Source organism: Sulfitobacter rhodophyticola, from assembly GCF_041281685.2.
Classification (GTDB): domain Bacteria; phylum Pseudomonadota; class Alphaproteobacteria; order Rhodobacterales; family Rhodobacteraceae; genus Sulfitobacter.
This window is the reverse complement of record NZ_CP166251.2, coordinates 187,641-213,960: the sequence shown is the minus strand read 5'-3', so window position 1 is coordinate 213,960 and position 26,320 is coordinate 187,641. Positions and strand designations below refer to the sequence as shown.

The window sequence follows — 26,320 nt, the reverse complement described above, 5'->3', positions numbered from 1 at the left end:
GAAATGGCGGTGTAGCTAGAGGCAATTCCAGTGTGCAGAAAGACGTCCCATGGCTGATCCCACTTCCCCCGAACGGCAGGCCGCCACCATCGCCGCACAAGCCGCAGGCGCAATGGATGCACAGACCGGTGGCGTTGTGCCGGGGGTGCACCGGGCGACCACGTTCGCGCGGGATGCCGATTATGCGCCGCTGAATCCGGACAACATCTATCTGCGCTCCCACAATGAAAATGTCCGTCAGGCCGAGCGGGTGCTGAGCGCGCTGGAGGGGGCGGCGGAAACCTTGCTATTCCCATCCGGCATGGCGGCAGTCGCGGCGGTGTTCCGTACGGTGCCCAATGGTGCGACCGTGCTGGTGCAGCGGCAGATCTATTGGGGGACGACCCAGTGGATTGGTCATTTCTGTGCCCGTCGCGGGATTGAACTGGTTGAGGTCGAAGCGTCGGACAAGGCCAAGCTCAAAGCCGCGTGTGTCGATCATCGCCCGACGCTTGTCTGGGTCGAAACCCCGTCGAACCCCTGGCTGCGGATCACCGACATCGCCGCCGCCGCCGAGGCGGCGCATGGCGTGGGCGCACTTTTGGTGGTGGACAGCACCGCCGCGACACCGGTGTTAAGCCAACCGCTGCGTTTCGGTGCGGATATCGTCATGCATTCCGCCACCAAGGGGATCAACGGGCATTCGGATGTGCTGGCGGGGGCTTTGGCGACACGCAAGCCGGACGCGGAGGTGTGGCAGGCCATCGTGCTGGACCGCAATACGGGCGGTGCGGTGCTAGATCCGCAGGCGGCGTGGCTGTTGTTGCGGGGCATGCGAACGCTGCCGCTGCGCATGGCGCAGACGTGCAGGACGACGCAGGCGCTGGCGGAATTTCTGGTGGATCATCCGCGGGTGGAAGCGGTTTTGTATCCCGGTCTGCCCGATCATCCGGGCCATGCGCTGGCCGCGCGCCAGATGCCGAATGGCTTTGGCGGGTTGATGTCCTTTGTCGTACGCGGCGGCGCGCAGGCCGCCTTGCAGGTGGCTGGACGTTTGGAGCTTTTCCACCGCGCCACGTCGCTGGGCGGTGTGGAAAGCCTGGTAGAGCATCGCCACACCATCGAGCCGCATACCGGCATTCCCGAAGGCCTGTTGCGCGTTTCGGTGGGGATCGAGGACGCAGGCGATCTGCGCGATGATCTGGCGCAGGCCTTGGGGCAGTAGGCCTAAACAAAGAAGCCCCGGTGCGATGACCGGGGCTTGGCTAAAATAATCTGTCTCAAATACTTATGCGGGTTTGTTCTTGCGGCGGCGCATCAGACCCAGACCACCCAGACCGGCCAGCAGCAGTGGCAGGGCTGCGGGCAGGGGGATGGGCGCCGGGGTGCCGGTCACTTCCAGAATGGACGGGTTACCGTTGGCGGCAGCATACAAAAGCTGAAAGGTGCCGCCGGAGAAATCAAACGCGCTGTTGATCGCGGTTGTCGGCGCGGGAGCGTTCAATTCGCGCACGCCATTGTCAAAGAACCTGACACCGTCGTCGTGGCGGATGTTTCCGACAAAGCCACCCAGATCAAAGGCGCGGAAACCGAAAACGGTCGTGTTGCGCCATGTCGGCGTGCTGAGGATGGCGGCGCCCAGGGGCGCGCTCAACCCCGAAAATGTGCCGGAGCCGGAGTTGAGAAAATCCGCGATGGTCGTCGTCGCGGAACTGCCCGAGCCCACGTTGAAATCAAGTGCGCCGGTATAGGTAAAGAATTCGTCAAAGTTCTGCGCGAGGTTCGCTGCGGACGCAAAGGCCTTGCCGCGATCACCGCCTGCATCGTAGTTCGCCACCGCGACCTCGAACGTGCCAGTCAGGAACGTTGTCGCTTGTGCGCCGCCCGCGAACAGGCCGGTCGCCATAAGCGCGCCAAAGAGGGATGCCTTGAATGCCATTCGTGCCAATCTCCATCGTTTTGCAGCGCAAGCCACGACGGAGTGCAGAACACTCATCTTGCCGAAACAGGGCTACTCGTTACAAGGTTTGAGATAGCGCGGTCACCCTGCGTTGGGAACAGGGTGGCCGACGTAATATGGCGGAAAAGTGGTGAAAAGCCGGAAACACTGTGTTTCTCAGCCTTATTGTTGCCGTAATGCGAACAATCGCGCGATTGTCCCCGAACTGCATGCCTTTATGCGTTCAGGTTGGGCCTCCTGCGATAGGTCTGCGGAAAGACAAGGCGTGGACAATCAATTTGCTATCAGAAGAATTGTTGCAAAAACGGAAACAAGTTGAGCTATTCACCCATCAGCGCAGGGTCAAAAGGATAGGTTGTCAGGTTCTCGAACCCGTCCTCGGTGATCAGCACCTGATCTTCCAGCTTGATGGAGAAATCGCCACCTTCGGGCGAAACCAGCGCTTCGACACACAGCACCATGCCGGGTTCCAGCGGATAATCATACGCCCCTTCAACCGCGTGATCGGGGTAGGCCACCAGAGGCCATTCATCGCACAGGCCAACGCCGTGCATCAGGCAGCCGTATTTCAGGTTCTGGAACTGGTCATCCAGCACATGGGTGTTTGCCGACAATTCCGGGATCATCACACCGGGTTTGAGCATTTCCATATTGGTCATGATGTGTTCGACGCCGTGCCGCATGGCATAGACCATGTCGGGGCGCGGTTTTTGATCGCCGATCCACCAGCTGCGGGAGATGTCGACGCAGATGCCATAGCTGCCCACCAGATCGGTATCGAAGGAGATGATCTCGTTTGGGCGGGTGATCCGGGCTCCGCATTCCTGAAACCACGGGTTCGTGCGGGGACCGGAGGACAGCAGCCGCGTTTCGATCCATTCGCCGCCGCGCTTGATGTTCTCGGCGTGCATCACGGCCCAGATGTCATCCTCTGACGTCTGGCCAAGCGGTGTGTTCAGGCGGGCGAAATCCTCCATCACCTTGACTGCGGTTTCACAGGCATGGCTGGCGCAGCGCATGGCGAGGATTTCATCGGGGCCCTTGATGGCCCGGGCTTTCTCCGTCAGCTCCTCGCCTTCCATGACCTCGAACCCCTGCGCCTCAAGCGCGCGCAGCCCGTGCAGCATGATCTTGTCCACCGCAAGACGCCTGTTGCCGCCACCGTGTTCCGCAATCAGCAGGCGTACTTCGTTGGCGAAGGTGTCGGCCGCGACATTCACCTTGTCGCCCCGGTCGAAATAGAACAGGTCCGCCCCGGAGCGTTGTTCACGCACCAGCGGGTTGAATTTGCTCAGGAACGGGGCGTTCCTGTAGTCCCACATCACCATGTAGCCATCCGCACAGACCAGAAGCGCGCGGAAGGGATTGTGGGTGTTCCAAAGCTGCATGTTGGTGCTGTCGGTGGCGTAGCGGATGTTGAGCGGGTCAAACAGCAGCACGCCGCCATAATCCCGCGCGACAACGTGGCTGGTCAGGCGTTGCCAGCGATACTCCCGCATTGCAGGCAGATTGGGCAGGGTCAGGTCCGCCGCCCGCCATTCGGCGAAAGCCAGTTGCGTGGGGCCGATTTCAATCCTGTCAGCAACGTTGGGGGTACCGTCGGGCAGCATGCTGCCTTGCGTGGGGTCGATCTTGCGGATGTCGCGGTAGTGTTGGTTCATCTGGTTTCCTTGGATCTTGTCTTTCAGCTTGGCTGGATTTTCGCCGTTTGATTGGTCAGGGACGACATTTCCGCATGTCGTATTTGAATGACACGTGGCGCGCGCGGCGCTATTTTCGGGCGATGTCAGTGATCCTACAGTCCGCGCTTCCCCCTGAAATGATGGAAGAAAAAGCCTTGCCCGGCGTGGCACCCTGTGCGCCGGACGACTGGTTGCGGGTTGATGAGGCTTATGGCGCGCAGATGGCCTATCGCGCGGCATTGCTGGCCGAACAGCGCGAAGCCGTGCTGTGGTGTGACCCCGCGGCCCGGCCCGCCGCGCAGGAGGTGCTGGAAGCGGCAATGAAGCTGTTGCCGGTCTTGGGTTTTTCAGTGTCGGGGCAGCAGGTGCGCTGCCCGGATGGGCGCGCGGTGACGCTGGATCGCGATGCGCCGCTGCTGACGCTTGGCCATCTGGTGCAGGAGGACATCTGCGTGATGGAAAAGCGCGGGGCAGAACATGTGCTGACAGCGGCGGTGTTGTGCTTTCCGGCCAACTGGCGTCTGGCGGAAAAGGCGGCGCGGCCGCTGACGGATATCCATATTCCGGTGAAGGACTATGATGCCGATCTGGCGCGACGGGTGCAGCGGTTGTTTGACGGGGTGCGGGTCGGGCGGCCCCTGTGGCGGATGAACAGGCTGTCTTATGAAGACCCAGACTTGCACCAGCCCCGGCGCAAGTGGCCAGACAGGGACGCCCCTTTCACCCGCTCCGAACGGCAATGCATCCTGCGATTGCCGCAGACCGATGCGGTCGTGTTTTCCATCCACACATACGTGGTGCGCAATTGAAACGGACGCGCAGATCTTGCGCGCCCGTTCGTCGTGACGTCACCCGTGGAGCAGCACAACATGGGGCTGCCCGTCCGATGTTTTTTGCGGCGACCGGCCTTCGGCATTCACGGTGGTGTTCACCTGACGCCGAAAGGAACTGAACTTGTCCGATGTGACCACATCGATCGCCTCGTCAAACCGCAGGGTCAGCGACCAATAGCCTGACGCCGCCTGCCGGGCCGCCTTGATCTGCCCGGTGAAGGGGTGGCCAAGGTAGGTACCGCGCATCCGCTGGCCCGGCGCATAGCCGGGGTGGTGCCCCGCCGCTTGGGCCACCAGCGTGTTCCAGTCGCGTGCGCCCCATTGGTGGGCGATTGTCTCCAGCGCCTGTGCGTGGGTGATGGATTGACCGCGCAGCGCAAGATCGGCGCGCAGGCGTTTCGCCTGCGCCTTGAGCGCATCGCGGGTGGGGATGGTGGTGGTATTCATGTCATGCACTCCTGCTCGCCAAAAGACATCGGGGGGTCCGCGTTGCCCCTCAATCAGCGAGATTGAGGCATAAGACGTAAGCACAGGACTTCACCGGAATGCGGACGGCAGGGGCCTGACCCTTGCGCTGCACATAGACAACGGCACCCTGCATTACAAGGGGCCGACCGCTTTGTTGGAATGGAGTGTCGGCCGTGCGTCAGCTGTTGCCATCCACCAGCCCGGCGGCATAGGCGATGGCGCGCTGATAGTTGCCGCTGTCGTTCCAGACCGACAGGACCTGAAAATTACGCGTACCGTTGGCAAAGGGCTGACCGGGCTGCCAACCATTCTGGCGCAGCATGTTCGCGGCAGAAGCCAATGCGTCGGCGGCATTGTAGGGGTCCGCCCGCCCGTCACCGTTGGCGTCCACCCCGTAACGCAGCCAGTTGCCTGCCAGAAACTGCATGTGCCCCAACTCCCCCGACGGCCCGCCGCGGGTGTTGCTTGAGATGATACCCCGGTCCGCCATGGTCAGCGCTGCAATCGCGTGGCTTTGGAATTTTGGATAACGGCGGCAGTAGGAGGACAGGGTCACGGCCCCCGATACGATGGGGGTCTTGCCCAGATACCCGCCCCAGCTTGTCTCCAGCCCCCAGATCGTGGCCAGCAGGCTGGCGGGGACGCCAAAGCGCTGCTCGATCGCGGCGAAGGTGTTGGGGTTGCGGGCAATCTTGGCGCGGGTCTGGTTGACGAAATTCGCCGCCGAACTGCCCGACCGTTTGGCCAGAAAACGCGCCGGGTCGCCCTGGGACACACCCGACTGGCTGGAAGGATTGGATTCGAACCGCCACGTGATGTCCGAAAGCCTTGCCGCCGCAAGCGCCTGTTGCCCCCGCTGGCCCACGCCGGACGCGGCGGCCTGCTTTGCCAAGGTCTGTTTGTAGGCGTTGAAGTTGCCTTTGCTGGTGATGCATTCGGCTGCAAGGGCGCCAACGGCAAGGCAGGTGGCAAGAACGGCGGAAACAAGGGTGGTTATGAAGGCAGGCATGACAATCCTCGAACAATGCACAATTCGCAAAGTCTAGCGGTGGGATCGGGACATGCAAAGGGAAACTGGGGGTGCGGGCCGTGCGGCCCGCGGGTGGAATTACTCGCTCAGCAGCATCGCGGTAAGTTCGGATGTCACGGCAAAGGGATTGTCGGTGGGGCGGTCCATCATGTCCCAGGCGAATATGATGCCACCGCAGACGAAGGAACCCATCATCAGTGGCACGACCAAGAACTGACCGAAGCCACGGCCCTTGCGCTTGCGCTGCTTGTCCGCCTGGATCGCATCCTTGTTGATGCGGTCGATGCGTGTGGCAAAGTCGGTCTGGGGACGCATAACAAAAACAAGCTCCACTGGTTAACGTGGGTTAACTTTTCCATGATAACTAAGGTCAGAATGGGGCAGTGGCGGGGTATTACCTTGCGGTTGAACCGGTGATTGAGGCGGGCATGGGGCGAATGACCATATTTCCGGCCCCTGTCTCGGAACGGAAAAAGGCGCCCCCTGAGGGACGCCTTGACCTGTTTCGATGCACCAGGATCAGCAGCTGTAGTACATGCCGAACTCCACCGGGTGTGGTGTGTGCTCGTATGTTTCGATCTCTTCCATCTTGAGTTCGATATAGCCTTCGATCTGGTCCTTGGTGAACACGTCGCCTTCCAGCAGGAAGTCCATATCAGCCTCCAGGGCCTCCATCGCTTCGCGCAGGGAACCACAGACGGTCGGGATGCCGGCAAGCTCTTCCGCGGGCAGGTCGTAAAGGTTCTTGTCCATCGCCTCGCCGGGATCGATCTTGTTCTTGATGCCGTCAAGACCGGCCATCAGCAGGGCTGCAAAGGCCAGGTATGGGTTGGCCGCAGGGTCAGGGAAACGCGCCTCGACCCGCTTGGCCTTGGGGCTTTCGGTCCACGGAATGCGCACACAGCCTGACCGGTTGCGCGCGGAATAGGCACGCAGCACGGGGGCTTCAAAGCCCGGGATCAGACGCTTGTAGGAGTTGGTCGCCGGGTTGGTGAAGGCGTTCAGCGCTTTGGCGTGCTTGAGGATGCCGCCGATGTAGTACAGCGCTTCCTGGCTCAGGTCCGCATACTGGTCGCCCGCAAAAAGCGGCTTGCCGTCCTTCCAGATCGACATGTTCACGTGCATCCCCGTGCCGTTGTCGCCCGCGATGGGCTTGGGCATGAAGGTCGCGGATTTGCCATAGGCGGCCGCGACGTTGTGGATGACGTATTTGTACTTCTGCAATTCATCCGCCTGCTTGGTCAGGCTGTCAAAAATCAGACCCAATTCGTGCTGGCAGGAGGCCACCTCGTGGTGGTGCTTGTCGACCTTCATGCCCAGACGCTTCATGGTGGACAGCATTTCGGACCGCAGATCCTGGGATTCGTCGATGGGGTTGACCGGAAAGTAACCGCCCTTCACGCCGGGACGGTGGCCCATGTTGCCCATCTCGTACTCGGTATCAGTGTTCCAGGACGCGTCTGTCGCGTCGACTTCATAGGACACCTTGTTGATGGTGTTGGAGAACCGCACATCATCGAACAGGAAGAATTCCGCCTCGGGCCCCATGTAGGCGACATCACCAATGCCGGAAGACTTCAGATAGGCTTCGGCCTTTTCCGCCGTGCCGCGCGGATCGCGGTGATAGGCTTCGCCGGTGTCCGGCTCCACCACGGAGCAATGCAGGCACAGCGTCTTTTCCGCATAGAAAGGATCAACATAGGCGCTGTCCTGATCAGGCATCAGCTTCATGTCGGAGGCTTCGATGCTTTTCCACCCTGCGATGGAAGAGCCGTCAAACATGAAGCCTTCCTCCAGGAAGTCTTCATCGACTTGATCTGCCATTACCGTCACGTGCTGCAGCTTGCCGCGCGGGTCGGTAAAGCGGATGTCGACATATTCGATGTCTTCATCCGCAATCATCTTGACAACATTGCTCATTTTACTTGCGATCCTTTCGGTTCTCTTTGGATATTACAGCGCTTCCGAGCCGGTCTCGCCGGTGCGGATGCGGATTGTCTGTTCGACAGGGGTGACGAAAATCTTGCCGTCACCGATCTTTTCGGTCTTGGCCGCGTCGACGATGGCTTCGATGGCGGCGTCGACCTGATCGTCGTCCAGCACCACTTCGACTTTCACCTTGGGCAGGAAGTCCACAACATATTCCGCGCCACGGTAAAGCTCCGTATGGCCCTTCTGTCGGCCAAAGCCCTTGACCTCGATCACGCTCAGGCCTTGCACGCCGACCTCTTGCAATGCTTCCTTCACCTCGTCGAGCTTGAAGGGTTTGATGATCGCTTCGATCTTTTTCATGGTCTCTCCCCCAGGCAAAAAGCGCCTTTGGGTTGGGTCATTTCATTTCGGTGCAGGGGAATCCATAAAGGGGGCAAGGTAGCCTCCCCGGTTTCGACATTGGGAGCAAGCCGTGCCTTATTATTAGTCGGACGGCACAAAAATTAAGCAGAAGTGAAACACTGGAAGGGAAAAGATGACCGAACTGCTGACAGCCGCGCAGATGCGCGCCATCGAACGGGCCGCAATCGACAGCGGGGATGTCACCGGTCTGGAGCTGATGGAGCGTGCGGGGCAGGGGGTTGTTGACGCGATTCTGGCGGAATGGCCCGAGTTGGCGCAGGGCTCACATCGGGCGCTGGTGCTGTGCGGTCCGGGTAACAATGGCGGCGATGGGTTTGTGATCGCGCGGCTGTTGGCAGAGGCCGGGTGGTCGGTTTCATTGCATCTATATGGTGCGGCGGAAAAGCTGCCGTCGGATGCAAAGGCGAACTGTGAGCGATGGTGCGAGATGGGGGAAGTTCTACCCCTGACCCCATCCGAGGTTTTTGGCGGTGCGCGACCAGACCTGATTGTAGATGCGGTGTTCGGGATCGGGCTGACGCGGCCTTTGCCGGATGACGTGGCGTTGGCGCTGGATCGCAAGGGGCGCAACGGATGGAAACGTGCATATAAAATCAAGACCGTTGCGGTGGATTGCCCCTCCGGTCTTGATCTTGACCGGGGTATGCTGCCCGATGGGCGCGACCCTGAGGATCCCGATTTCGATCCATGGCCACACACCATGAACGTGGCCGATTTGACCGTGACGTTTCATGCGCCCAAGGTTGGGCATTATCTGGGGATCGGTCCGACCCTGTGTTCGAAGGTGAAAGTGGTCGACATTGGTGTAGATGCCTTCGGCGTTGAGCAGGGTGGGCTTGTTATGCCGCCCGAACCCGACCAGATCAGGCTGGTTGAGCCTGTTCATATGCGCCGCCCCCTGCCGCTGAGTGTTTGGCCCCGATCACAACTCGGCAAAGGGCAGGTCGGGGGACATAAATACGACCACGGTCACGTCATCGTCTTTGCAGGCGGTGTGGGGCGCGGCGGTGCAGCGCGACTTGCCGCCAGATCCGCCTTGCGTGCAGGGGCCGGCCTGGTGACGGTGCTTTGCCCGCCATCCGCGCTTATCGAAAACGCCTGCCAACTGAATGCGGTGATGCTGCGCTCATTGCGCAAGGATCAGGCTTTGGACGACGCCGTAGATGCCCGCGCCAACAGCTTTTGCATGGGGCCGGGCATGGGTATCGGCGACCCAACGCGCGCCCGTGTCATCGAAGTCCTTGGCAGGCGTGCAGGGGATGCCGACTGGCGTGATCCGGTCGTCGTGCTGGATGCCGATGCGCTGACCAGCTTTGCCGACGCGCCGGAGGAATTGTTCGCCCATGTTCATTCCCGCACCATCCTGACCCCGCATGAAGGCGAATTTGCCCGCCTGTTTCCGGATCTGAGCGGCCCGGCCCGCAAGGACCTGTCAAAGGTTGATGCCGTCCGGCAGGCAGCGGCGCGGGCGGGGTGCATCATTTTGCTGAAAGGTCCGGACACGGTGATCGCAAGTCCGCAGGGCGGCGCATCCGTGCACGCGGCAGTTTATGGGCGCGAGGTGCCGTGGCTGGCAACGGCAGGGGCAGGGGATGTGCTGGCTGGTCTTATCGCGGGTCTTGCAGCGCCGCAAACCAGCGGCGACCTGCACGGGATGGCCGAGGTCGCGGCCTACCTTCACGTCGAGTCCGCGCGCAGTTTCGGGCCCGGTCTGATCGCCGAAGACCTGCCGGAGCAGTTGCCGAAAGTCTTGCGTGAACTGGGCCTCTAGGCCGCGTGCAGCACCGAACCACGGGCGCGGGCGGCATCCGCCGTGCCCAATTCCAGCCCATCGGCATAAAGGATATGCGGGCTGTCACAGAAGATCTGGAAAACAGTGGTTTCACGTACACCAAGATCGGTGATGAATTCATCATCAACCAACGCCCGCGCTGCAACCAGCGCACGTTCCGAACTGAACAGCGCGCGTGCCCGCCAGTCGCGGATCAGCACCATCTGATCGCCTGCCAACAGGGCATCGCGTTCGGGCCGGGTGTGGCCCAACGAACCCGCCGCAAGGGCAATGGTGTGAATGTCACGCGTGCTGCGTTGGATGTGTTCGACCTTGGACAATCCGGTGTCGCGGGTGATCAGCTTGTCGCCCACACTGAGGTGTTCGACAGGAATTTCACCGTCCAATGTCAGCAATATAGTGCCAGTGATCAGACCAGTGTCCATCACGGCATATCGGGTATATCGATCCGCTGGACGATCTGCACCGTCCTCGCGCCCGACCGTATTCGGTTTCATGGGCGTATCTCTCTCGTTAAACCTGCCTCAGGTTATCCACAGACTAAGACAATATCGTGTTAATGTCTTGTGCTTTTTTTGCTCTCGCGTAACGGGCGGAGGTTTGCTAATCAGCGCTGGCGTCGCTGTCGTGATGCATGTGCGGGTGTGGCGGAATTGGTAGACGCACCAGATTTAGGTTCTGGCGCCTTTGGCGTGGGGGTTCGAGTCCCTTCACCCGCACCACGCTTCAAAAACTCACATATTGAACAGATGGTTAGGGAAATTCTGGGTGTTGTTTCCGCTGTTTCAGCCGCTTTCCTATTAGCATTCGGACCACTACCCAGTGCCCTGTGTCCGCGCAGGGATGTGCCGCAAACCTCCTGCCGCACGGACCGTTGCCAAATTGCACGCAAGTGCCTTCAATTGAGCGTTTCCCATGGGTTTGCGGGCGCAATGCCGCCTCCGCACCGGGATCTGCCCGGCGTTGTGTCGGCTGGAAAAAGTGGGGTCCAAAGAACTGGGGATTTCGTCACATCAACAGGAACTCAGCCGTTGCCGACATAGCTGACCACAGGAACAAACATGCCACGCTCTTTCTCGCCCACAACGACGCCGCCGCCTGCACAGACCCAGGCATGGGCTGCCATGGGATCACCCTGTGTGCGGGGATCGGGGGTCGCGCCAAGCTTGGCGCCAAGAACCACCGCATAGGGGATACGCCGTCGGGCAAACATGCGCTGTGCTGCAATGCTCTGACAAAGGCAGGTGTAGCGTTGGAAAAAGCTGCGTTCGATGGAAGTAAGTGCCCATCTTATGTCGTGCACAACTGCCTGCCTTGTTGACTTCTCAGGCACGACTTCACCATTGACCGGTCGTCCCAAAGTGTCCTTGTAGTCAATAAATATGGTGCGCCTCACAAGCCTGTGGGCGCTCTCCAGTGCCCAAAGCGCCTCCAGCAGGATCACCCAGCGGGCAGGTCCTTGCCTTAGCAATGTAAAAAGGCGGGGAAACAGTTTCATGCTACCGCGTTGTGTGTCTTGCCAAGGGATTTCACGTCAAATCGCCCATATCTGTGCGCCTGCGAATATCCACGGACGCGCCATGGCAAAGCGAAAGCGGAATATTGTAAATCGGTTGGAAAAACGGCATCATCCTTTTGTTTTCCTTAGTATGAGTAACCCAAGCCATGTCTGCCCAGTCTGACGAAAAACCCATCACGCTTAAATCCGAAGTCCAGCGCAATGAACAGGTCTTCAGCGCCAATGTCGGAGAGGATCTTGTCGTTTTCGACCATGAGACAGGCACCTACTACGGGTCTGGCCCGGTTGGTGATGCCATCTGGCGTCTGACCGAAGAACCGATCGCCGTTTCTGATATCTGCATGGAATTGCAGGAAAAATTTGAGGTGGACCAGGCGACATGCGAAACGGAGGCTCTGCAGTACCTGACGCAGTTGCACGACAATCAACTGTTGACGATCTGCTGAGCACCTCTGAATGCGCGCGGTGGTCCTAGCATCATGAGCGCAATACTTGGCAGACTGAATTTCAACTCTCGCCCCATTGATCCCCTGCAGGCAGAGGCCGCCCTCGACCAGATTCGTCCCTACGGACCGGATGGCGAAGGAGCCGTGACCAGAGGTCCGGTCACACTGGCGCAGTGCTGCAAGGCAATCACCCGCCACGGGGCTGCGCAGGGAAACGTTGCGGAACTGGGAACGCGGATGTGCGTCGCTGACGTGCTCCTCGACAACCGGACGGATTTGATAGGCAAACTTGGAATTTCCACATCAAAGGCGGCCACCCTGGCAGATGACGCGCTGATCCTGCGGGCCTTCGCGCGATGGGGAAGGGCCTGCACCGATCATCTAGTGGGGGACTATGCCTTTGCAGTCTGGGACAATGATGCACGGTCGCTTTTCATGGCCAGAGACGCCATCGGGACACGGCCGCTTTATTGGCGGCGCGACGGTCCGACGTTTGTGTTTGCATCCGATGTCCGAGCTTTGGTGCAGTTCGACGATCTGTCCTGGGACATTGATCCGACTGTCGTGGCTCAATACCTTGCACAGCCCCTCTTTCCCGTCCGCCGCGGGTTTTTTCGGGGTGTTGAGATGTGTCAGCCCGGCGGCTTCGTTGCCGTCAGTGAAGATAATGTGCGGACGGGCAAATGGTGGGACGTGGCCAGTGGCGTGGCGGAGCGGTTCAAAAAGCCTGCGGACTATGCACTGCGGCTGCGGGAGTTGCTTGATGATGCCACGGCGTCGATGGTCGATACCGACCTTCCTGTCGGCAGCCATCTGAGTGGCGGGCTCGACTCCACCGGAGTTACCTGTGTCGCACAAAAGCAGTTGCGGACGCAGGGCCGAGCGCTTGAGAAAGTCTATACATGGGCACCCCCCGTTTCAAAGCACTATCCCGATATGGGGAAAAAGGACGAACGGCGGGTCATTCGCGCGCTCTCGGAACGGGATGGTTTCGAGATCCATTGGGGGGAGGCGACCGTCAGGGACCTGCTGGCGCTGATAAAGCGCCCGATGGAATTCGAAGGAACTGCTGACCTGGCTGACGAATTGCCCGTGTTGCGTCGCGCGACGAATGACGGGATCGGTGTGATGCTTTCAGGTTGGGGCGGGGACGAAGGTTTTTCGGCCAAGGGTCACGGGGTGATTTCCGGGTTGGTGCGGCAAGGGAGGCTGCTGAAGGCCCTGGATACTCTTCGGGGGCCGGAACGGCGGCGCAATCCGGCGTATCTGGCCAGAAATTTTTGGGATCAGGGGGTGAAGCCACTTCTGCCACCCGGGTGGACACCTGATCTGGACGTTCACCAAAGCGGCATTGATTGCCTGCGGCATGTCGCGGAATGGATGCCTGATCAGTATGAGGTGCGGTTGACCGGACGCAGCGCTGTGAACCGTGTCGGGGCGCGAAGTGTTCTGATGGGGATGCTTGAGGTGGAGCATATTCCGGCCCGGATGGAGACCTGGGCGCATTGGAGCAAGGGAAACTTTCAGTACCGCTATCCGCTTTGCAGCAGGGCGATCTTTGAGTTCATGGCCCAGGTTCCCGATTGGGTTCATTTCGGTGATGGTCGCGCGCGTTATCTGGCGCGTACGGCGCTCGCGCCGCATCTGGCGGGGCGGCACAGTAAATTCGACAATGCCAACGAAGCGAACCGCAGCAGGCTTATGGCCGGGGTGGTGGAGCACATTCAGGCGAATCGTTTGACAGATCTGGATGACAACTGGCTGCCCAGCTTGGAAATTCACCTTAAAATTGAGAAATCGCGGGAACAACACCAAAAAGTAGCACCATCAGTGGTTGCAGAATTGCTTTTTCTGGCGCGCGCGGCACAAACCAGCCCAACTCAGCTGGGAACGCTTGCTCGTCTCGCACCGTTAAGGTATCTGTTTCCTTAACTGTTGGAGTGATTTTGATGAAAAAGATGGTGTGGCAGCAGCCCCAGCTGGTCAAGTTGGACGCGTCCAAGACGCTTGGTGGCGTAAATTTCAACGTGACCGAGACCTTTATTTCCGGGACCACAACGCTGGTAAACGTTGGGACGATCCCAGACTGATAGAGTAGTCTGGCGGAACAAGTACTAAGAACCCTCGCACATCGCTGCGAGGGTTTTTTCGTTCAGGCGGCCCGTCCTGTACATCGGAATAGCACCGGCAAGGCGCAAAAGCTCAATCGGGCCGGTCTTTGCGGCCTGAAACAGCGGCGTTGTTCGCCGCCTGAATATCGACTGTTCCAGATGGTCGACGCATTGGAACCCGCTGATGGGCTCAGGGGGGCCGCTTTGGTCGGGTTCTATCAGAAAAAACCGAGCCACTGGAAACGCCTGACACTTCGCGTTTTGCCGGGCTAAGAAGTGAAACTTGTCGTGCCGCCATGTGTCCGGCTGGCCGCTCGATCTGTTCAAAGCGAGCATATCGATCGAATCCTCCCAGAGTTTCACTTTCGTCACGCCGCCACTGATCATCGCGACATCGTCCACCATCCGGATCAATGCGACATCGTCGGTAATGAGCGGCCAGCCCATCCGCTCGCCCAGGATCGCGGCACTGGTGGATTTCCCCGCGCCGGAGGCTCCGGTAAAGATCCAGGCCCCCTGCGGGGTTTCAACAGCGCTGACGTGAAAGGCAAAGTGACCGCGCTGTTGCAGCAGGACGGCCAGTTTGCCGCCAAGGATGTGCGTGCGGGTCTCCAGCCAGCTGAAACCGGGCGCGACGTCCACGATGATTTCGTTCCCGTTACGGCACAAAAGCCGGCAATCCGGGCTGACGGTCGTCAGGTAGGCCGTGTCGGTATATTTGAAGTGGTGTCCCAGCGGAGTCCATTCGGGGTTGTCGGCATCAATAGACCCGAGGCGCAGAGTGACGTCCGCGTTTGACGCGGTGATCTCAGTCTCAATAAGTTCGGGAAAGGGCACTTCGGACTCAAGTACCAGCCCGTAGACCCAGTAGCGCCGGATCTTCCCGTCCGGTTCTTCGATGAAGGTGGGTGTCATGGGGTCTCCATCAGTCTCGATAGGATCGGGCTTGGGTTTCGAAAAGCGTGGCGTAGGTGCCGCCTTTCCTGATCAGATCGGCGTGGCTGCCTGCTTCGACGATCTGCCCCTTCTCAAGGACGTAGGTATAATCAGCCATACGGACGGTCGACAGGCGGTGGCTGATGATCAAGGCTGCCCGACCGTTGAGCTTCGCGCGGAGGTTTTGAAAGAGTTCCGCTTCGGTCTGGGGGTCAAGCGCGCTGGAGGGTTCATCAAGCACAATAAAGGATGCTTGTTTGAAGAAAGCACGGGCGAGGGCGATACGCTGCCATTGCCCGACGCTGAGCTCGCGGCCATTGTCGAAGATCCGGGTAAGCGGGGTATCAAAACCGCCTGGTAGCGGATCGATGAAAGAGGTTGCTGAAGCCTGCTCAGCCGCGTGCTGGATCGCTGCCGCATCTGACTGGCGGTCGATCTGACTGATGGCGATATTGTCGGCGGCGGTGGCTGCGTAGCGGGCATAGTCCTGGAACACGACACCAAAAAGCTGAACGTAGGCGGCAAGATCCATCTCGCGGATGTCTGTGCCGTCCAGCGTGATATGACCATCGGTCGGATCATAAAGGCGGGTCAACAGCTTGATGAGCGTCGTTTTCCCCGAACCGTTCTCGCCCACAAGTGCCACCAGCTGACCCGGACGAATCGTAAGATCGAGGCCGGAAAGCGCATCCGTCTGATTGGATGGATAGCGAAAGCTGACGTCATGGAACCGCAGGCCTTCCGTCAGGGGCTGGGGGATCGGTTTGGGTTTGGCCGGGCGAGCCAGAGCGGGTCGGATTTCCAGAAAATCAAACAGCTGTGAAAGATAAAGCTGATCATCATAAAGCTTGGCCGCGAATTGGATGAACTCCCGACCACTGCTTTCCGCGCGCCGGAAGAGCAGGATGAAAAGCACCAGATTGCCAATGGTCTGGTTGCCGGTCAGCGTCTGAAGAACAAGGTACCAGACACTGCCTGCAAAGACGAGAATTGCAAGGGACGATACCACCAGTTCAGCCAGGGAACGGCGTTTTTCGATAGCGAGTTGGCCGGTATTGATTTGCGACCGCAATGCCTGAAAGACCGAGATGAGGTAGCTGGCAAGTTGATCAATCCGCAGCTCTTTTGCATGTTGGTCGGAGGTGATCAGCCAATCGTTGTATTGTGCGCGCCGTTCAAGCTGAATGCGATCGCGTTGCCATTGGTAGGAGCGGCGTGTGAACCAAAGGCGCACGGCAAGAACGGCCAGCAGACTGACACCGACCGCAGGCAATACACGCCATTCCACCGTCGCCAAAAGCACAATCGCACCGATCAGGAATATCCCGGACCTCAGAAAGAAGAACAGGTTGGAGACAACCTGCGCAGGTCGCTGGGGACCTGACCGGCGCGCCCTTTCGAGGGAGTCGAAATAGGCGGGACTTTCGTAGAACGCGTAATCCACATCGACGGCGCGCTCCTGTATCCGCGCGGTAACAGCTTCACCAACCGCGACGCCCTGCTTGGCACGCACATAGGACGAGGCGACTTGCGCAATCGCCGCAAGGAGCATCGCGGCGATGAGGACGCCCAGCAGGGAGAACACATCGTCGAAGGTCTGGTCAGCTACCAGCGCAGACAGCCCATCGATGATGGACTTGATCAAGGTCAACACAGCAAGGCCGAGCACGATTTCAACAAGGATCAGCAGCGCGCCAATCACCGTCAGCCGGAGCGACGTCTCTCGCAGGAGCCGATAGACCCCGCGCCAGACGCGGGTTGCGTCTTTGGGCAGGCGTATCAACGGCGGCCTCTCATCAGTTTTCTGACCGGGACAATGACGGGATAGATGTGCCGCAAAGCCGGTGGCAGGGGAACGGCCTCATAATCCTTGAAGCTGGGGCGAAACCGGCCCCGGAGCCTGTTGCGCAAGATCTTACGCCCCAGCCTGGGGGAGACAAGCCAGTCAAAAGGGAGCGCATATTTCGTATGCTGGGCGCGCAAGGCATGTTCCACGGACGATCCGCCCTCCAGATTCAGCACGCAGAGTTCCAACAGGGCATCCGTTCGACTGTTGCCGGGATCAAGCTCATCAGGCAGCCGCTTGGAACCTTCAATGAAGTCCAGGGTCGCTTCAACAAGGGGCTCCATCCCCATATCCTGCGCCGTGCGCATCACCGTGTCGTGGTCAAAACTCGGATGGTTTCGCATCGCATCGAGATCAGCAAGCCAGTGCAGCGCTGACCAGACATGGCGCGCGCAGTGATAGGCGACATAGATGAAATGAACAGCATGGGGCAGGCTGTGCATGGGCACGGTCTTGATGCTCACGGCTTCGGCCTGCCACAGGATCTTCGGTCCGTAGAAGATGCCCTGATGTTTGTCGATTTCTTCATGCACCTCGATCAGCACGCCCTCGGGTGAAATGAGGTTCGCCACCCTTTCGTATCTGAGTGCGGCGTCGATATCCCGTTCGGATGTCAGGATGCGCTGTGTGCGTGCATTGTCTATGAGCGCATAATTCTGTTCCCGCGCGCGGTCGATGACGGCGCGTATCTGCTTCCGGTCGACAATCAGATCAACGTCCCGGGCGGGCCGGAGCCCGTTTTGATCGTAATACTGAGCGCCAAGCGCAAGCCCCTTGAAATAGCTGTGCTGCACCTTCAGCGGTGCGATACATTTGCGATGGAAATTCATCTGCGCACCCGAGACACGCAGCCCCAACAGCGTCATTTCATTCAATCGGTCACGCAATTGGCTGGGGTGGTACCAATCAGGCTTGAGCGCATCGAGGTGACGCGCAACGAACGGCAGGCTGAGTTTTTGATGTGCAAGGTCGATCAGCTGATGCCCATCGTCCAGCTTCCCCAGCAGGGTCCTGGCATGACCCTTGTCATCTTCCGACAACCGCTGTCGTGACAGCAATAGCAAAGCGGCGGCAACGTCATGCGGCACTGTGCGGGTTATCGGATATGTCATTATAGGCAATTAGAAATTTCCCACCGCTTTGGATGCGCTGACGTGTCAAGTGGTACGAGGACTTCCCGTTTAAGTGTTTCTGGCGATTTCGTCCATATAACTGCTGACGACATATCTCTGATCGTATTCATCCACCATTTTCCGCCGCCCGGCGGCACCCATCCTTGTCTGCTGTTCATTTGTCATCGCAAGGAATTGGCGAAAAGCGGTCGCAAGGCTCTGCGCGGATTTCGCGGCGCAAAAAATGCCGGTCACGTTCCGTTCTACCACGGACCGACATCCGGGCACGTCCGTTGCGATAACGGGCCGCGCCATTGCAGAGGCTTCCATCAAGGTGCGCGGCGCCCCTTCGCGGTATGACGGGAGGACGACCGCGCTCGCCTTGGCAATGAAGGGGCGGACGTCATCGGTGGTGCCTAGGTAGTCGATCACGCCTTCATCCTGCCACCCCGTCACAACATCAGCGGGCACCGCGGTGCGGTTTTGCGCGTCAACAGCACCCAACAACTGAAAGCGGGCGGTTGGGTGCTCCGATCTCAATAGGCGGGCGGCTTCCACGAATTCAAACGTGCCCTTGTCCCGCAGCAACCGACCGATCATCAGGAAAGTGGGTGGGGACCGTGGCATCGGGAGGGGCGTGAAACGGTCAAGGTCGATGCCGGAGCCGGGCAGCAGGCGTGCCTGGGTGGGGCTCACGAGCCGGAGGGAGAGGAATAGGTCAAGATCCTCACTGTTCTGGAAGAATACCGTTCTGACCGGTTTGAACGCGCGGCGATAGAGAAGGCGCGCGATGGTCTGCAAGATGCTGCCGGACAGGAACGCCGTGCCAAGACCGGACACATTCGGGATGAATGGTATATCAAGCCGGTGGGCGGCGAATGCGCCGAAGATGTTGTTCTTGATCGTATAGGACAACACGATATCCGGATTGAGGTCGCGGAAATGCGCATGCAGACGGCGCGTGAGCTGGATGCCGCTGACGGGGTTGAGGCCCTTTGTGTCCATCTCAAGATTGACATGCTCCACCCCGAGCGATTTGAGGTGCGGCACCGACGCATCTGATGGCGCAAGCAATGTGACACGGTCACCGCGTTCAAGCAGGGCGTCGATGATGGGGCGGCGGAAATTCAGCGCGTTCCAGGCGGCATTGATCGTGATCAGAACATGCATGTCAGAATCTTAGAATCGCGTTGTCTGGAAAACCGAAGAGCCAGGAATTGTAGGGCAGATAGCAGTTCTGGAAGTGGCTGGACAGCAATGTCCATACTGTAAACAGCAGTGCAAGCGCGATGTAGGGGCCAATGGTGTAGAACTGGCGCAACCGTCCGGTCTGCAGGAAAGGCAGGCGCGCGAAGATCATCGTTTGAACCGGTACCAGGTAATAGGTAAGCCGGTCCGCGATGATCGTGGAAAGGGGCAGAAGTAGTCCGATCGCCAGCATTGCGAGCGCGCCCATAGTGACCAGATGATAGTCCTTTGGAAACTGGTGACCCCATGCGCGCCTGAGGGCCAGGACGTAAAGAGCACCTGTAAGCAGGACCAACGCCACGCGGAAAGCGGCCCCGAATGCTTCCCTGCTGCCCACAATGTATCTTGCCGTCGCTTCGCTTGCGGCGTCGCCGGTGGCCAACAAATAGGCGCCAGGCAAAGCCAGAAGCACTGCGACGGCGATACGATTGCGGTTGAAAGTGCCTGACGCGAGTGGCGTTATCAGCAGGAACAGCAGCACGCTGGTATGAAACCCGGCCCCGAGTATGATCCAGAAGACAAAGTGGAGCATGCGCCGGTCCATGAAGGCACAAAGCGCGATGCAGAACAGCCCGATCGCGGCGCCTTGGCGGATGCCCGACATGGGCATGTTCACAATGAGGATGGGAAATAGAAGCACCACGAACGCAAGGGGATCAGGTTGACGACGCGCGAGAGTGGCAATGCCTGCAAAGAAGACGGCCGATGAAAAAACATTTGCCCATGGGTAAGGCAGACCCAGCACATGGAGCGACTTCAAAATGCTCCACCAGATGATTTCGTTGCCGGAAAGGATCACATCCCATCCGCGCTGCCCTGCCAGCAGATACTGGTTGTAATATCCACTCCAGTCACAGCCGACCTGCCATCGAAAGGCGGAAAACAGGAAGAGGCCGAACAGCAAGGGAGGCCATATCTGCCGGGACAGGCGCAACCGGTCAACGACAGCCAGACGCAAAATAAAAAGCAGGTTGGCGAGACCAACATAGAGCATCGTTCAGAGTGCCCTTTTGACGCGGCTGAAACCTGCGGCAATGATGACGCCGAGTGCGACACCCGCAAGGCTTGCCACCAGATCGGCGAACGTGGTGCTGCGCCCGGGGACGAATAGCTGTGCCAGTTCCACTGCGATGGCCAGTCCAACACTGAACAGCAAGACGAAGCCCGGCCTCAGAACCAGCGACAGCACCAGACTGAGCACCGCAAAGGCCACAACATGCATGACAAGATCATTGTAACCCCGGATCAGCGGATGGTCAGGCAGCGACTCCTGAGAAAAGAGCGCCAGATAGATAATGCTGACAATCACCCCGAAAGAGACAAGCGAAAACACGATGCGCATGAACCCCTCCGTGCAGCTAGTTGGAATAATATCCGCGGTATTTGCCCTTGTAGTACTGATAGCCATCGTAGGCATACTTCGCCGCACGTCCTTCGTTCACCATGGTCATTACCACGCCGATCAATGGTGCATCGACGGAACGCAGCTCTTTCAGGCCTTCAATCACAGCAGCACGCGGGGTTTCGTCCCAGCGCACGGCGTAGACGACGGCGTCCGCGTGGCGGGAGACTATTCTGGCATCGGTGACCACCAGTGCCGGCGGCGTATCAAGGATCACCAGTTCATAGTGCGCGGCCAATTCGGCAATGATTGCGCCAAATTTCTGGGACGCAAGGATGTCCGCCGCGCTGATGCTGTCATTGACCTTCTTGTAGCCGGATAGAAGCAAGTGCAGCCCTGTTTCAGGCTCGACATAGATGGCATCGCGCAAATCTGCCGTGCCTTCAATGACATCCAGCAGGTCCGGATGATCGGCGGGGGGCTCGAAAATCCCCATAAGGCTTGGCAGGCGCAGGTCACAATCGACGACGATCGCCGACTTGCCCATCTGTTTGCTGGTCACCCCCACGAGCATCGCGGTAGAGGATTTCGCCTCCTTCGGGATAGAGGATGTGAACATGACCACTTTTGGCGGATTGTCGACATTTGAAAACAGGATACTCGTCCGAAGATTTCGAATGGCTTCTGCCAGCGACGAAGACGGTCGATCCAGCAGGGCATGCAAGAGTTGTCGGCGTCTGGCGCGGTTCTTGCCGGAGGGGATCGTCGCGAGCACACGCTGCTTTGTTAGCGTTTCAAGCTGGTTTGGAGAGCGGAATGTGTTGTTGAGGAAATCGATTAGCAGGACAATGCCGATCCCGACGATCGCGGAGAATGCAATGATAATAATGGCCGTGCGCCGCTTAGACACTGTCTCGGGGTAGAGAGGTTGTTCAGCACGCGACAGGATCCGTGCATCCGCCTCCTGCAGATCTTGCTGTTGCGTGGTCTCCTGAAGTCTTGCCAGGAATGTCTGATAAAGGGCGCGGCTTGCCTCTGCCTCGCGCTCAAGCTGACGGATGCGGACTTGTCCCAGGGACTGCAATTGTGCCAGTTCTTCAAGTCGGCGCACTTCGTCTTGCAGCGATGCTTCCTCCGCGCGCGCGGCGGTGAGGTCGCTGCGTGCCGCCTGAATGATGTTGCGCGCTTCAAGCAGAATGTCTTCGTTCAACTGGTCGGTTTGCTGGCGAAGGCCGACGCGTGCGGGGTGATCTTCGGCGATTGAATCCGGCAGGTTTGCCAGATCGTTACGCAACTGTGTCAACTGTGCGCGGAACTGCTGGATCACGTTGGAGGCGCGAAATTCCGAGATCGCGCCAAGGTCATCCCCTTCCTCGACAGCTTGGTTCAACCGGTCAAACAGGGCCTGAAGCCGGGTCACCTGGCTGCGTTGGCTTGAAAGCGCTCCATTCAGGGAAGACAGCTGTTGTTGCGTCACTTCGAGCGTCTGGCCGGACGTTTCGGCAACCTTTGCCCGGGCGGTTTCCAGCGCTTCCTCATTTTGTTGCAGCTGCACGCGAAGATCATCGACGCGCGTGCTGAGCCAGTCGGTTGCGGAACGGGTCGCATCCAGTTTCGCTTCGAGTTGGTCGACGATGTACTGCTCTGCGATGGCGTTCGAAATGGCAGCTGCAACAGCGGGCGATGTGGAGTAATAGGTAACTTCCAGTACCCGGCTCGTCCCGATCGGCTGCAGGCGCAGTCCGCGTTGGACATTGCGGATAACCGCCAGCCGTTCCCGCCGGGTCATTTCCTCCTCGGAAGGTTCGGGCGGGGCAGGGCGGATGATGCCGGTGTTGCGGAAGAAGTCGGTAACCTCGGGGGGGATCGGCAAGGTATTGCCGACACGCTCCCAGAAAGTGACGACAGGTGCGCGCAGGCTGGGATTGAAACCGGGGTTGCGGTCCAGGTCCAGTTCATCGATCACGCGCTCGGTCAGGCTGGTTGAGCTCAGGATCTGGATCTGGTCTTCCAATCGACCCGTGTCGACCGATTGCTCGCCCAGTACATCTTGCAGATTGATGACGTTCGCCTGTTGGATGCCGAACATGACCTTCGCCGTCGCTTTGTAGAACGACACCTGCTGAGACACCAAAAGATAGGCCAGGATGGCACCAATGAGGGTCGCAACGGCGATGATCCATTTCCCACGCCAGATGATCCCGGCAATCGACCGCAGATCCAGCTCACCCGCGTCTAGATCATCGGAAGGTTCAGACGACTTGGGTCCGACAGGTTCCGGCTTGGAACGTAAACTGGAAAACATGGGTGAATTCAAAGATGATCCTCCAGGATCCGAGATCTGCTGCGCACATGCGTTACCATCTTTATACCGCGGTTAACAGGTTTGAAGGTGTGCAGGATTTGCACAATTCCCGTTCAGGTTCTGATGAATGTCACGCCGTCCGAGATTTTTGCAGCTGTGAGTTTTCCTGAATAATAGGCGCCTGTGTCAATGCAGATCCGGTGTGGTGTCGTGACAGGTTCCGCTGCAGCATAATGCCCGTGCACGACCATCGCATCACTGTGCCCGTTGTTCTCAAGAAAGCTCCGGTTGCCGAAAAGCAGGGACTGTGGATCCTGTTCTGTCAGGCGCCGTTCGGGATCAACACCTGCGTGACAAAAGAAGTAGTTGCCCGATTGCCAGGTCATGTCCAGCGCCCGGAAAAAGCCGATGTGATCAGCCATGAGGGGCCTGAGCTTCAACCGAAGCGTGTCAAGTTCCGCCTGTGTCGGAGACGCATCCGGAGGCTTCAGCCCATAACTTGCAACAGTCTGGCGCCCGCCATGGTCAAGCCAGTTCGAACCGGCGCTCTTTCCATCCAGGAAATCGAGCAAGGCTGCCTCGTGGTTGCCTGTCAGAAAGACGATGTTCTTCCCGGCGGCCCCCTGCAGTTGGATCAGGTAGTTCACCGTTTCGCGCGATTGATCACCCCGGTCGATGTAGTCGCCCAGAAAGACGATGAACATTTGCCGTTCGGCGGGATCGGATTCCTTGTCGAGAATGATCTGGCGGATCAACGTGTCGAGCAGATCCACCCGACCGTGAATGTCACCGATGGCATAGACGCAATGCCCGGGATCCACCGCATATTGCGGTGCCGGATCGGTCTGCCGTCTGACGAATCTCAGCATTGGTTTTCCGCCCTGCCCATGTCCCCGTGATGGCAGAGACTATGGCCTAAGTTCAACACTTTGAAAGTAAATTTCCCGGTGTGATTGCGGGGGGGTGGCGGATGTGGTTTCTGAAAAGAAAAACGACTTATTGAGGTAGCACGCCATGCGGATGCATGTTCTGACATTTTCTGTCGCTGTTCTGCTTGCGGGATGCACAGGTACCGGCCCTCGGGTTGACCAGATCCTCGGCAACAAGGACGCCGTGACTGTTCGCACGACAAACGATCAGCCCTACGCCGTTCTGCAAGTCGATAGCGATCTGGCTAATGTGGTTAACAGTTACAACCATATCGCGGAGCGGACGCATTTTATAAGCAATGGCCCAGCTGCGCCAATCTCAATCGGAGTGGGTGACCGGGTACAGGTCACAATTGTATCAACGAATGACAACGGGTTCCTTGATATTGCCAATTCCGCATTGGCGCCGATTTCCGCTGCTACGCTGCCGACGCAACAAGTGGGCCAGGATGGCATGATCTCCGTGCCGCCGATTGGACGTGTGCGCGCGTCAGGACAATCCGTGCAAGGGTTTGAACGGTTCCTGACGCGGAAGCTGGGCGAAGTGCTGGTGGAACCGACGGCCATCGTAAGCATGCTGGACCGCGAAAGTGCGCAAGTGACGTTGGTGGGCAATATCGCGGCGCCGGGCACATATTCGATCAATCAAAACAGCAAGCATTTGACGGATGTGATTGCGTTGTCTGGTGGGGCGACATTGCCTGCTGAAGATGTGCGCGTGGTGATGAGCCGGGGAAAGGAAACCCGCAGCGCCCGACTGGTGGACATCTATGAAAAGCCCGAGATGCAGGTGCATCTGCGCAAAGGGGATATCATCCGGTTTGAACCGCTCACCTATGATTTCACGGTTCTTGGGCCGGGTGGGGCGAATTCCAATTACACCGTGACCAACAGTAATCGAACCTTGGCCAAGGCGCTTGGGGTGGCGGGCGGTCTGCGCGCAGGGCGAGGCGATGCGCGCGGCGTCTTCGTCTACCGTCAGCTCCCCAAGCCCGATGCGGCAGCGATGGGTGTGGACGTGAGCGATTTCTACGGCGACAGCATACCGACCATCTTTCAGTTCAATATGAGAGATCCACGTGCATTATTCACAGCGCAGAAATTCGACATCGCGGACGATGACATCATTTACGTCTCCTCCACGGCGATCGCTGAAGTAAACGACTTCTTCTCCGCGTTTAACATCTTTGTGGCGACGCCTAGAGAGATCGTTAACTGACTAAATTCTGTGCAACGCTTCGGTGGTTTTTCGCCTAACCGCCGCACATTTATGAAGAATTTATGAAAACTGTTTGCAGGCAGGAGGACTTTGGTTAAGGGTGTGAGCCTTATGGGTGCTGCTACCTGAGGTTATACACATGTCATTCGAAAGTCGCTGGGCTGAATTTTCAGCCGGGAGTTCTGTGCTTGCTTTGGAAAGCTACGAACTGCCAGAGATCGTGCACGGCGGACCAGAGCATTGGTCGCTGAAGTTCAAGCTGTTCAAAGCCCTGACGGACTATGGCACTGCTTTGCTCGCCTTGCCGGTTATTGCGCTGGTTTCAATGGTTCTTTTGGTTTTGAACCCTTTCCTTAACCGCGGGCCGCTGATGTTTGTCCAGACGCGAATGGGGCGGTATGGACAGCCTTTCCGCATGCTGAAATTCCGAACAATGACCTCCGCCGATTACGAAACCCGCGCCGCACATTCAGAGGTCGAACATCATCGAATCACGCGCCTCGGCCGCTTGCTGCGCAAAATGCGAATCGATGAGCTGCCGAATTTCTACAACGTGCTTCGCGGCGAGATGAGCCTGATCGGCCCACGGCCCGACGCATATTCCCATGCAGAGGCCTTTGTTGAGCAACTGGAAGGCTACAAGCAAAGGCATCGGGTCAAACCTGGCATAACCGGCTTGGCACAGGTGGAGATGGGCTACGCGGAAGGTTTGGGGGCCACCACGGTGAAAGCCAAGTACGACAATCTTTATGCATCCAAAGCGTGTGGTCGGTTGGATGTGTATATTCTCGGTAGAACCGTGTATGTTGTCCTTACAGGTTTCGGGAGCAAATAGCTTCGCGATTGCCGTGAATTCCGGTCTCTGGTACGGATTGATCTGAAGCAGGAGTTGAAACGATGGTCGGTCGGGTTTTCATTGCAATGTCAGTTGCCGTTCTGGTTGCTGTCTCAGCCGTTCCCGCACACGCGATCACGGCACAGCAGTTTCAGCAGGCGGCGCTCCTTCGCGTTGCAGAAATCCAGACAGAGATTGAAGTCCTGCTTTCCCAGCAGCCGCTTACCCCCGCCATCCGACGAGAAATTCGGGCGTTGCAGGCCACGTCCCGGCAGCTGCGATCGCTGTCTCGTGTCGCCAATCGACGCCCCGAACAGGTCTTGCAGCGATTTGCAGATTACTACCAATTGGCTGTCAGCGGTAGTTGACCACG

General features: G+C 58.7%; 25 protein-coding genes and 1 tRNA gene. 9 read left to right on the top strand and 17 right to left on the bottom strand.

The window, feature by feature from the left end; translation table 11 throughout:
• Positions 1-49 precede the first annotated feature (49 nt).
• Positions 50-1,204 (top strand): trans-sulfuration enzyme family protein, encoded by a 1,155-nt coding sequence (locus tag AB4X18_RS02085; protein ID WP_370402046.1) that lies wholly within the window; start codon positions 50-52, stop codon positions 1,202-1,204.
• A gap of 63 nt (positions 1,205-1,267) precedes the next feature.
• Here AB4X18_RS02085 and AB4X18_RS02080 read toward each other — a convergent pair whose 3' ends face one another.
• Together AB4X18_RS02080 and dddP are read right to left on the bottom strand one after the other, a co-directional pair.
• Positions 1,268-1,918, bottom strand: coding sequence for a VPLPA-CTERM sorting domain-containing protein (locus tag AB4X18_RS02080; protein ID WP_432817041.1), 651 nt, complete (start codon positions 1,916-1,918; stop codon positions 1,268-1,270).
• Positions 1,919-2,259: 341 nt separating this feature from the next.
• Complete coding sequence (dddP, locus tag AB4X18_RS02075; RefSeq protein WP_370402043.1) at positions 2,260-3,600, bottom strand: dimethylsulfonioproprionate lyase DddP; 1,341 nt, start codon at positions 3,598-3,600, stop codon at positions 2,260-2,262.
• Between the two features lie 74 nt (positions 3,601-3,674).
• Here dddP and AB4X18_RS02070 point away from each other — a divergent pair, with 74 nt between their 5' ends.
• The gene (locus AB4X18_RS02070; RefSeq protein ID WP_370402042.1) at positions 3,675-4,430 is read left to right on the top strand and encodes a heme-dependent oxidative N-demethylase family protein; all 756 of its coding nucleotides are present in this window, start codon (positions 3,675-3,677) and stop codon (positions 4,428-4,430) included.
• A 39-nt stretch (positions 4,431-4,469) separates the two neighbouring features.
• Here the strand turns inward: AB4X18_RS02070 and AB4X18_RS02065 are convergent, their stop codons facing one another.
• From AB4X18_RS02065 to AB4X18_RS02045, 5 genes are all read right to left on the bottom strand, one after another.
• Entirely contained in the window at positions 4,470-4,901 is a 432-nt protein-coding gene (locus tag AB4X18_RS02065) for a glyoxalase superfamily protein (protein ID WP_370402041.1), read from the bottom strand.
• Positions 4,902-5,100: 199 nt separating this feature from the next.
• On the bottom strand, positions 5,101-5,931 hold the full coding sequence (locus AB4X18_RS02060) for a lytic murein transglycosylase (RefSeq protein WP_370402040.1): 831 nt from the start codon (positions 5,929-5,931) through the stop codon (positions 5,101-5,103).
• Positions 5,932-6,030: 99 nt separating this feature from the next.
• Positions 6,031-6,267, bottom strand: a complete 237-nt coding sequence (locus AB4X18_RS02055) for a hypothetical protein (RefSeq protein ID WP_370402039.1) — start codon at positions 6,265-6,267, stop codon at positions 6,031-6,033.
• A gap of 204 nt (positions 6,268-6,471) precedes the next feature.
• Positions 6,472-7,872, bottom strand: coding sequence for a type I glutamate--ammonia ligase (gene glnA, locus AB4X18_RS02050; protein ID WP_370402038.1), 1,401 nt, complete (start codon positions 7,870-7,872; stop codon positions 6,472-6,474).
• Between the two features lie 33 nt (positions 7,873-7,905).
• A complete protein-coding gene (locus tag AB4X18_RS02045) occupies positions 7,906-8,244 on the bottom strand; it encodes a P-II family nitrogen regulator (RefSeq protein WP_370402037.1) in 339 nt (112 codons plus the stop codon).
• Between the two features lie 175 nt (positions 8,245-8,419).
• Here AB4X18_RS02045 and AB4X18_RS02040 point away from each other — a divergent pair, with 175 nt between their 5' ends.
• Positions 8,420-10,078: an NAD(P)H-hydrate dehydratase gene (locus tag AB4X18_RS02040; RefSeq protein WP_432817040.1), complete on the top strand. Its 1,659-nt coding sequence runs from the start codon at positions 8,420-8,422 to the stop codon at positions 10,076-10,078.
• Here the strand turns inward: AB4X18_RS02040 and AB4X18_RS02035 are convergent.
• Positions 10,075-10,596 (bottom strand): Hint domain-containing protein, encoded by a 522-nt coding sequence (locus AB4X18_RS02035; protein ID WP_370402035.1) that lies wholly within the window; start codon positions 10,594-10,596, stop codon positions 10,075-10,077. The genes AB4X18_RS02040 and AB4X18_RS02035 overlap by 4 nt on opposite strands.
• A gap of 141 nt (positions 10,597-10,737) precedes the next feature.
• On the opposite strand from AB4X18_RS02035, the gene AB4X18_RS02030 reads away from it, so the two are divergent.
• Positions 10,738-10,821, top strand: a tRNA-Leu gene (locus AB4X18_RS02030).
• 302 nt (positions 10,822-11,123) lie between these two features.
• Here AB4X18_RS02030 and AB4X18_RS02025 read toward each other — a convergent pair.
• On the bottom strand, positions 11,124-11,597 hold the full coding sequence (locus AB4X18_RS02025; RefSeq protein ID WP_370402034.1) for a lasso peptide biosynthesis B2 protein: 474 nt from the start codon (positions 11,595-11,597) through the stop codon (positions 11,124-11,126).
• Between the two features lie 167 nt (positions 11,598-11,764).
• On the opposite strand from AB4X18_RS02025, the gene AB4X18_RS02020 reads away from it, so the two are divergent.
• A complete protein-coding gene (locus AB4X18_RS02020) occupies positions 11,765-12,064 on the top strand; it encodes a PqqD family peptide modification chaperone (protein ID WP_370402033.1) in 300 nt (99 codons plus the stop codon).
• A gap of 33 nt (positions 12,065-12,097) precedes the next feature.
• Positions 12,098-13,996 (top strand): asparagine synthetase B family protein, encoded by a 1,899-nt coding sequence (locus AB4X18_RS02015; RefSeq protein ID WP_370402032.1) that lies wholly within the window; start codon positions 12,098-12,100, stop codon positions 13,994-13,996.
• A 182-nt stretch (positions 13,997-14,178) separates the two neighbouring features.
• Here the strand turns inward: AB4X18_RS02015 and AB4X18_RS02010 are convergent, their stop codons facing one another.
• The 8 genes from AB4X18_RS02010 to AB4X18_RS01975 form a co-directional block, all read right to left on the bottom strand.
• On the bottom strand, positions 14,179-15,090 hold the full coding sequence (locus tag AB4X18_RS02010) for a hypothetical protein (RefSeq protein WP_370402031.1): 912 nt from the start codon (positions 15,088-15,090) through the stop codon (positions 14,179-14,181).
• A 10-nt stretch (positions 15,091-15,100) separates the two neighbouring features.
• On the bottom strand, positions 15,101-16,894 hold the full coding sequence (locus AB4X18_RS02005) for an ABC transporter ATP-binding protein (protein ID WP_370402030.1): 1,794 nt from the start codon (positions 16,892-16,894) through the stop codon (positions 15,101-15,103).
• On the bottom strand, positions 16,891-18,069 hold the full coding sequence (locus tag AB4X18_RS02000; RefSeq protein WP_370402029.1) for a nucleotidyltransferase family protein: 1,179 nt from the start codon (positions 18,067-18,069) through the stop codon (positions 16,891-16,893). The genes AB4X18_RS02005 and AB4X18_RS02000 overlap by 4 nt, the downstream gene beginning before the upstream one ends.
• Before the next feature lie 69 nt (positions 18,070-18,138).
• Positions 18,139-19,239, bottom strand: a complete 1,101-nt coding sequence (locus AB4X18_RS01995; RefSeq protein ID WP_370402028.1) for a glycosyltransferase family 4 protein — start codon at positions 19,237-19,239, stop codon at positions 18,139-18,141.
• Between the two features lies 1 nt (position 19,240).
• A complete protein-coding gene (locus AB4X18_RS01990; protein WP_370402027.1) occupies positions 19,241-20,311 on the bottom strand; it encodes an EpsG family protein in 1,071 nt (356 codons plus the stop codon).
• Positions 20,312-20,314: 3 nt separating this feature from the next.
• Complete coding sequence (locus AB4X18_RS01985; RefSeq protein WP_370402026.1) at positions 20,315-20,659, bottom strand: VanZ family protein; 345 nt, start codon at positions 20,657-20,659, stop codon at positions 20,315-20,317.
• Positions 20,660-20,675: 16 nt separating this feature from the next.
• Complete coding sequence (locus AB4X18_RS01980) at positions 20,676-22,976, bottom strand: GumC family protein (RefSeq protein WP_432817039.1); 2,301 nt, start codon at positions 22,974-22,976, stop codon at positions 20,676-20,678.
• Positions 22,977-23,077: 101 nt separating this feature from the next.
• Positions 23,078-23,833, bottom strand: a complete 756-nt coding sequence (locus AB4X18_RS01975; RefSeq protein ID WP_370402023.1) for a metallophosphoesterase family protein — start codon at positions 23,831-23,833, stop codon at positions 23,078-23,080.
• Between the two features lie 145 nt (positions 23,834-23,978).
• Here AB4X18_RS01975 and AB4X18_RS01970 point away from each other — a divergent pair, with 145 nt between their 5' ends.
• From AB4X18_RS01970 to AB4X18_RS01960, 3 genes are all read left to right on the top strand, one after another.
• Complete coding sequence (locus tag AB4X18_RS01970; protein ID WP_370402022.1) at positions 23,979-25,112, top strand: polysaccharide biosynthesis/export family protein; 1,134 nt, start codon at positions 23,979-23,981, stop codon at positions 25,110-25,112.
• Between the two features lie 139 nt (positions 25,113-25,251).
• On the top strand, positions 25,252-25,947 hold the full coding sequence (locus AB4X18_RS01965) for a sugar transferase (RefSeq protein ID WP_432817038.1): 696 nt from the start codon (positions 25,252-25,254) through the stop codon (positions 25,945-25,947).
• A gap of 62 nt (positions 25,948-26,009) precedes the next feature.
• Entirely contained in the window at positions 26,010-26,315 is a 306-nt protein-coding gene (locus tag AB4X18_RS01960; RefSeq protein WP_370402021.1) for a hypothetical protein, read from the top strand.
• Positions 26,316-26,320 lie beyond the last annotated feature (5 nt).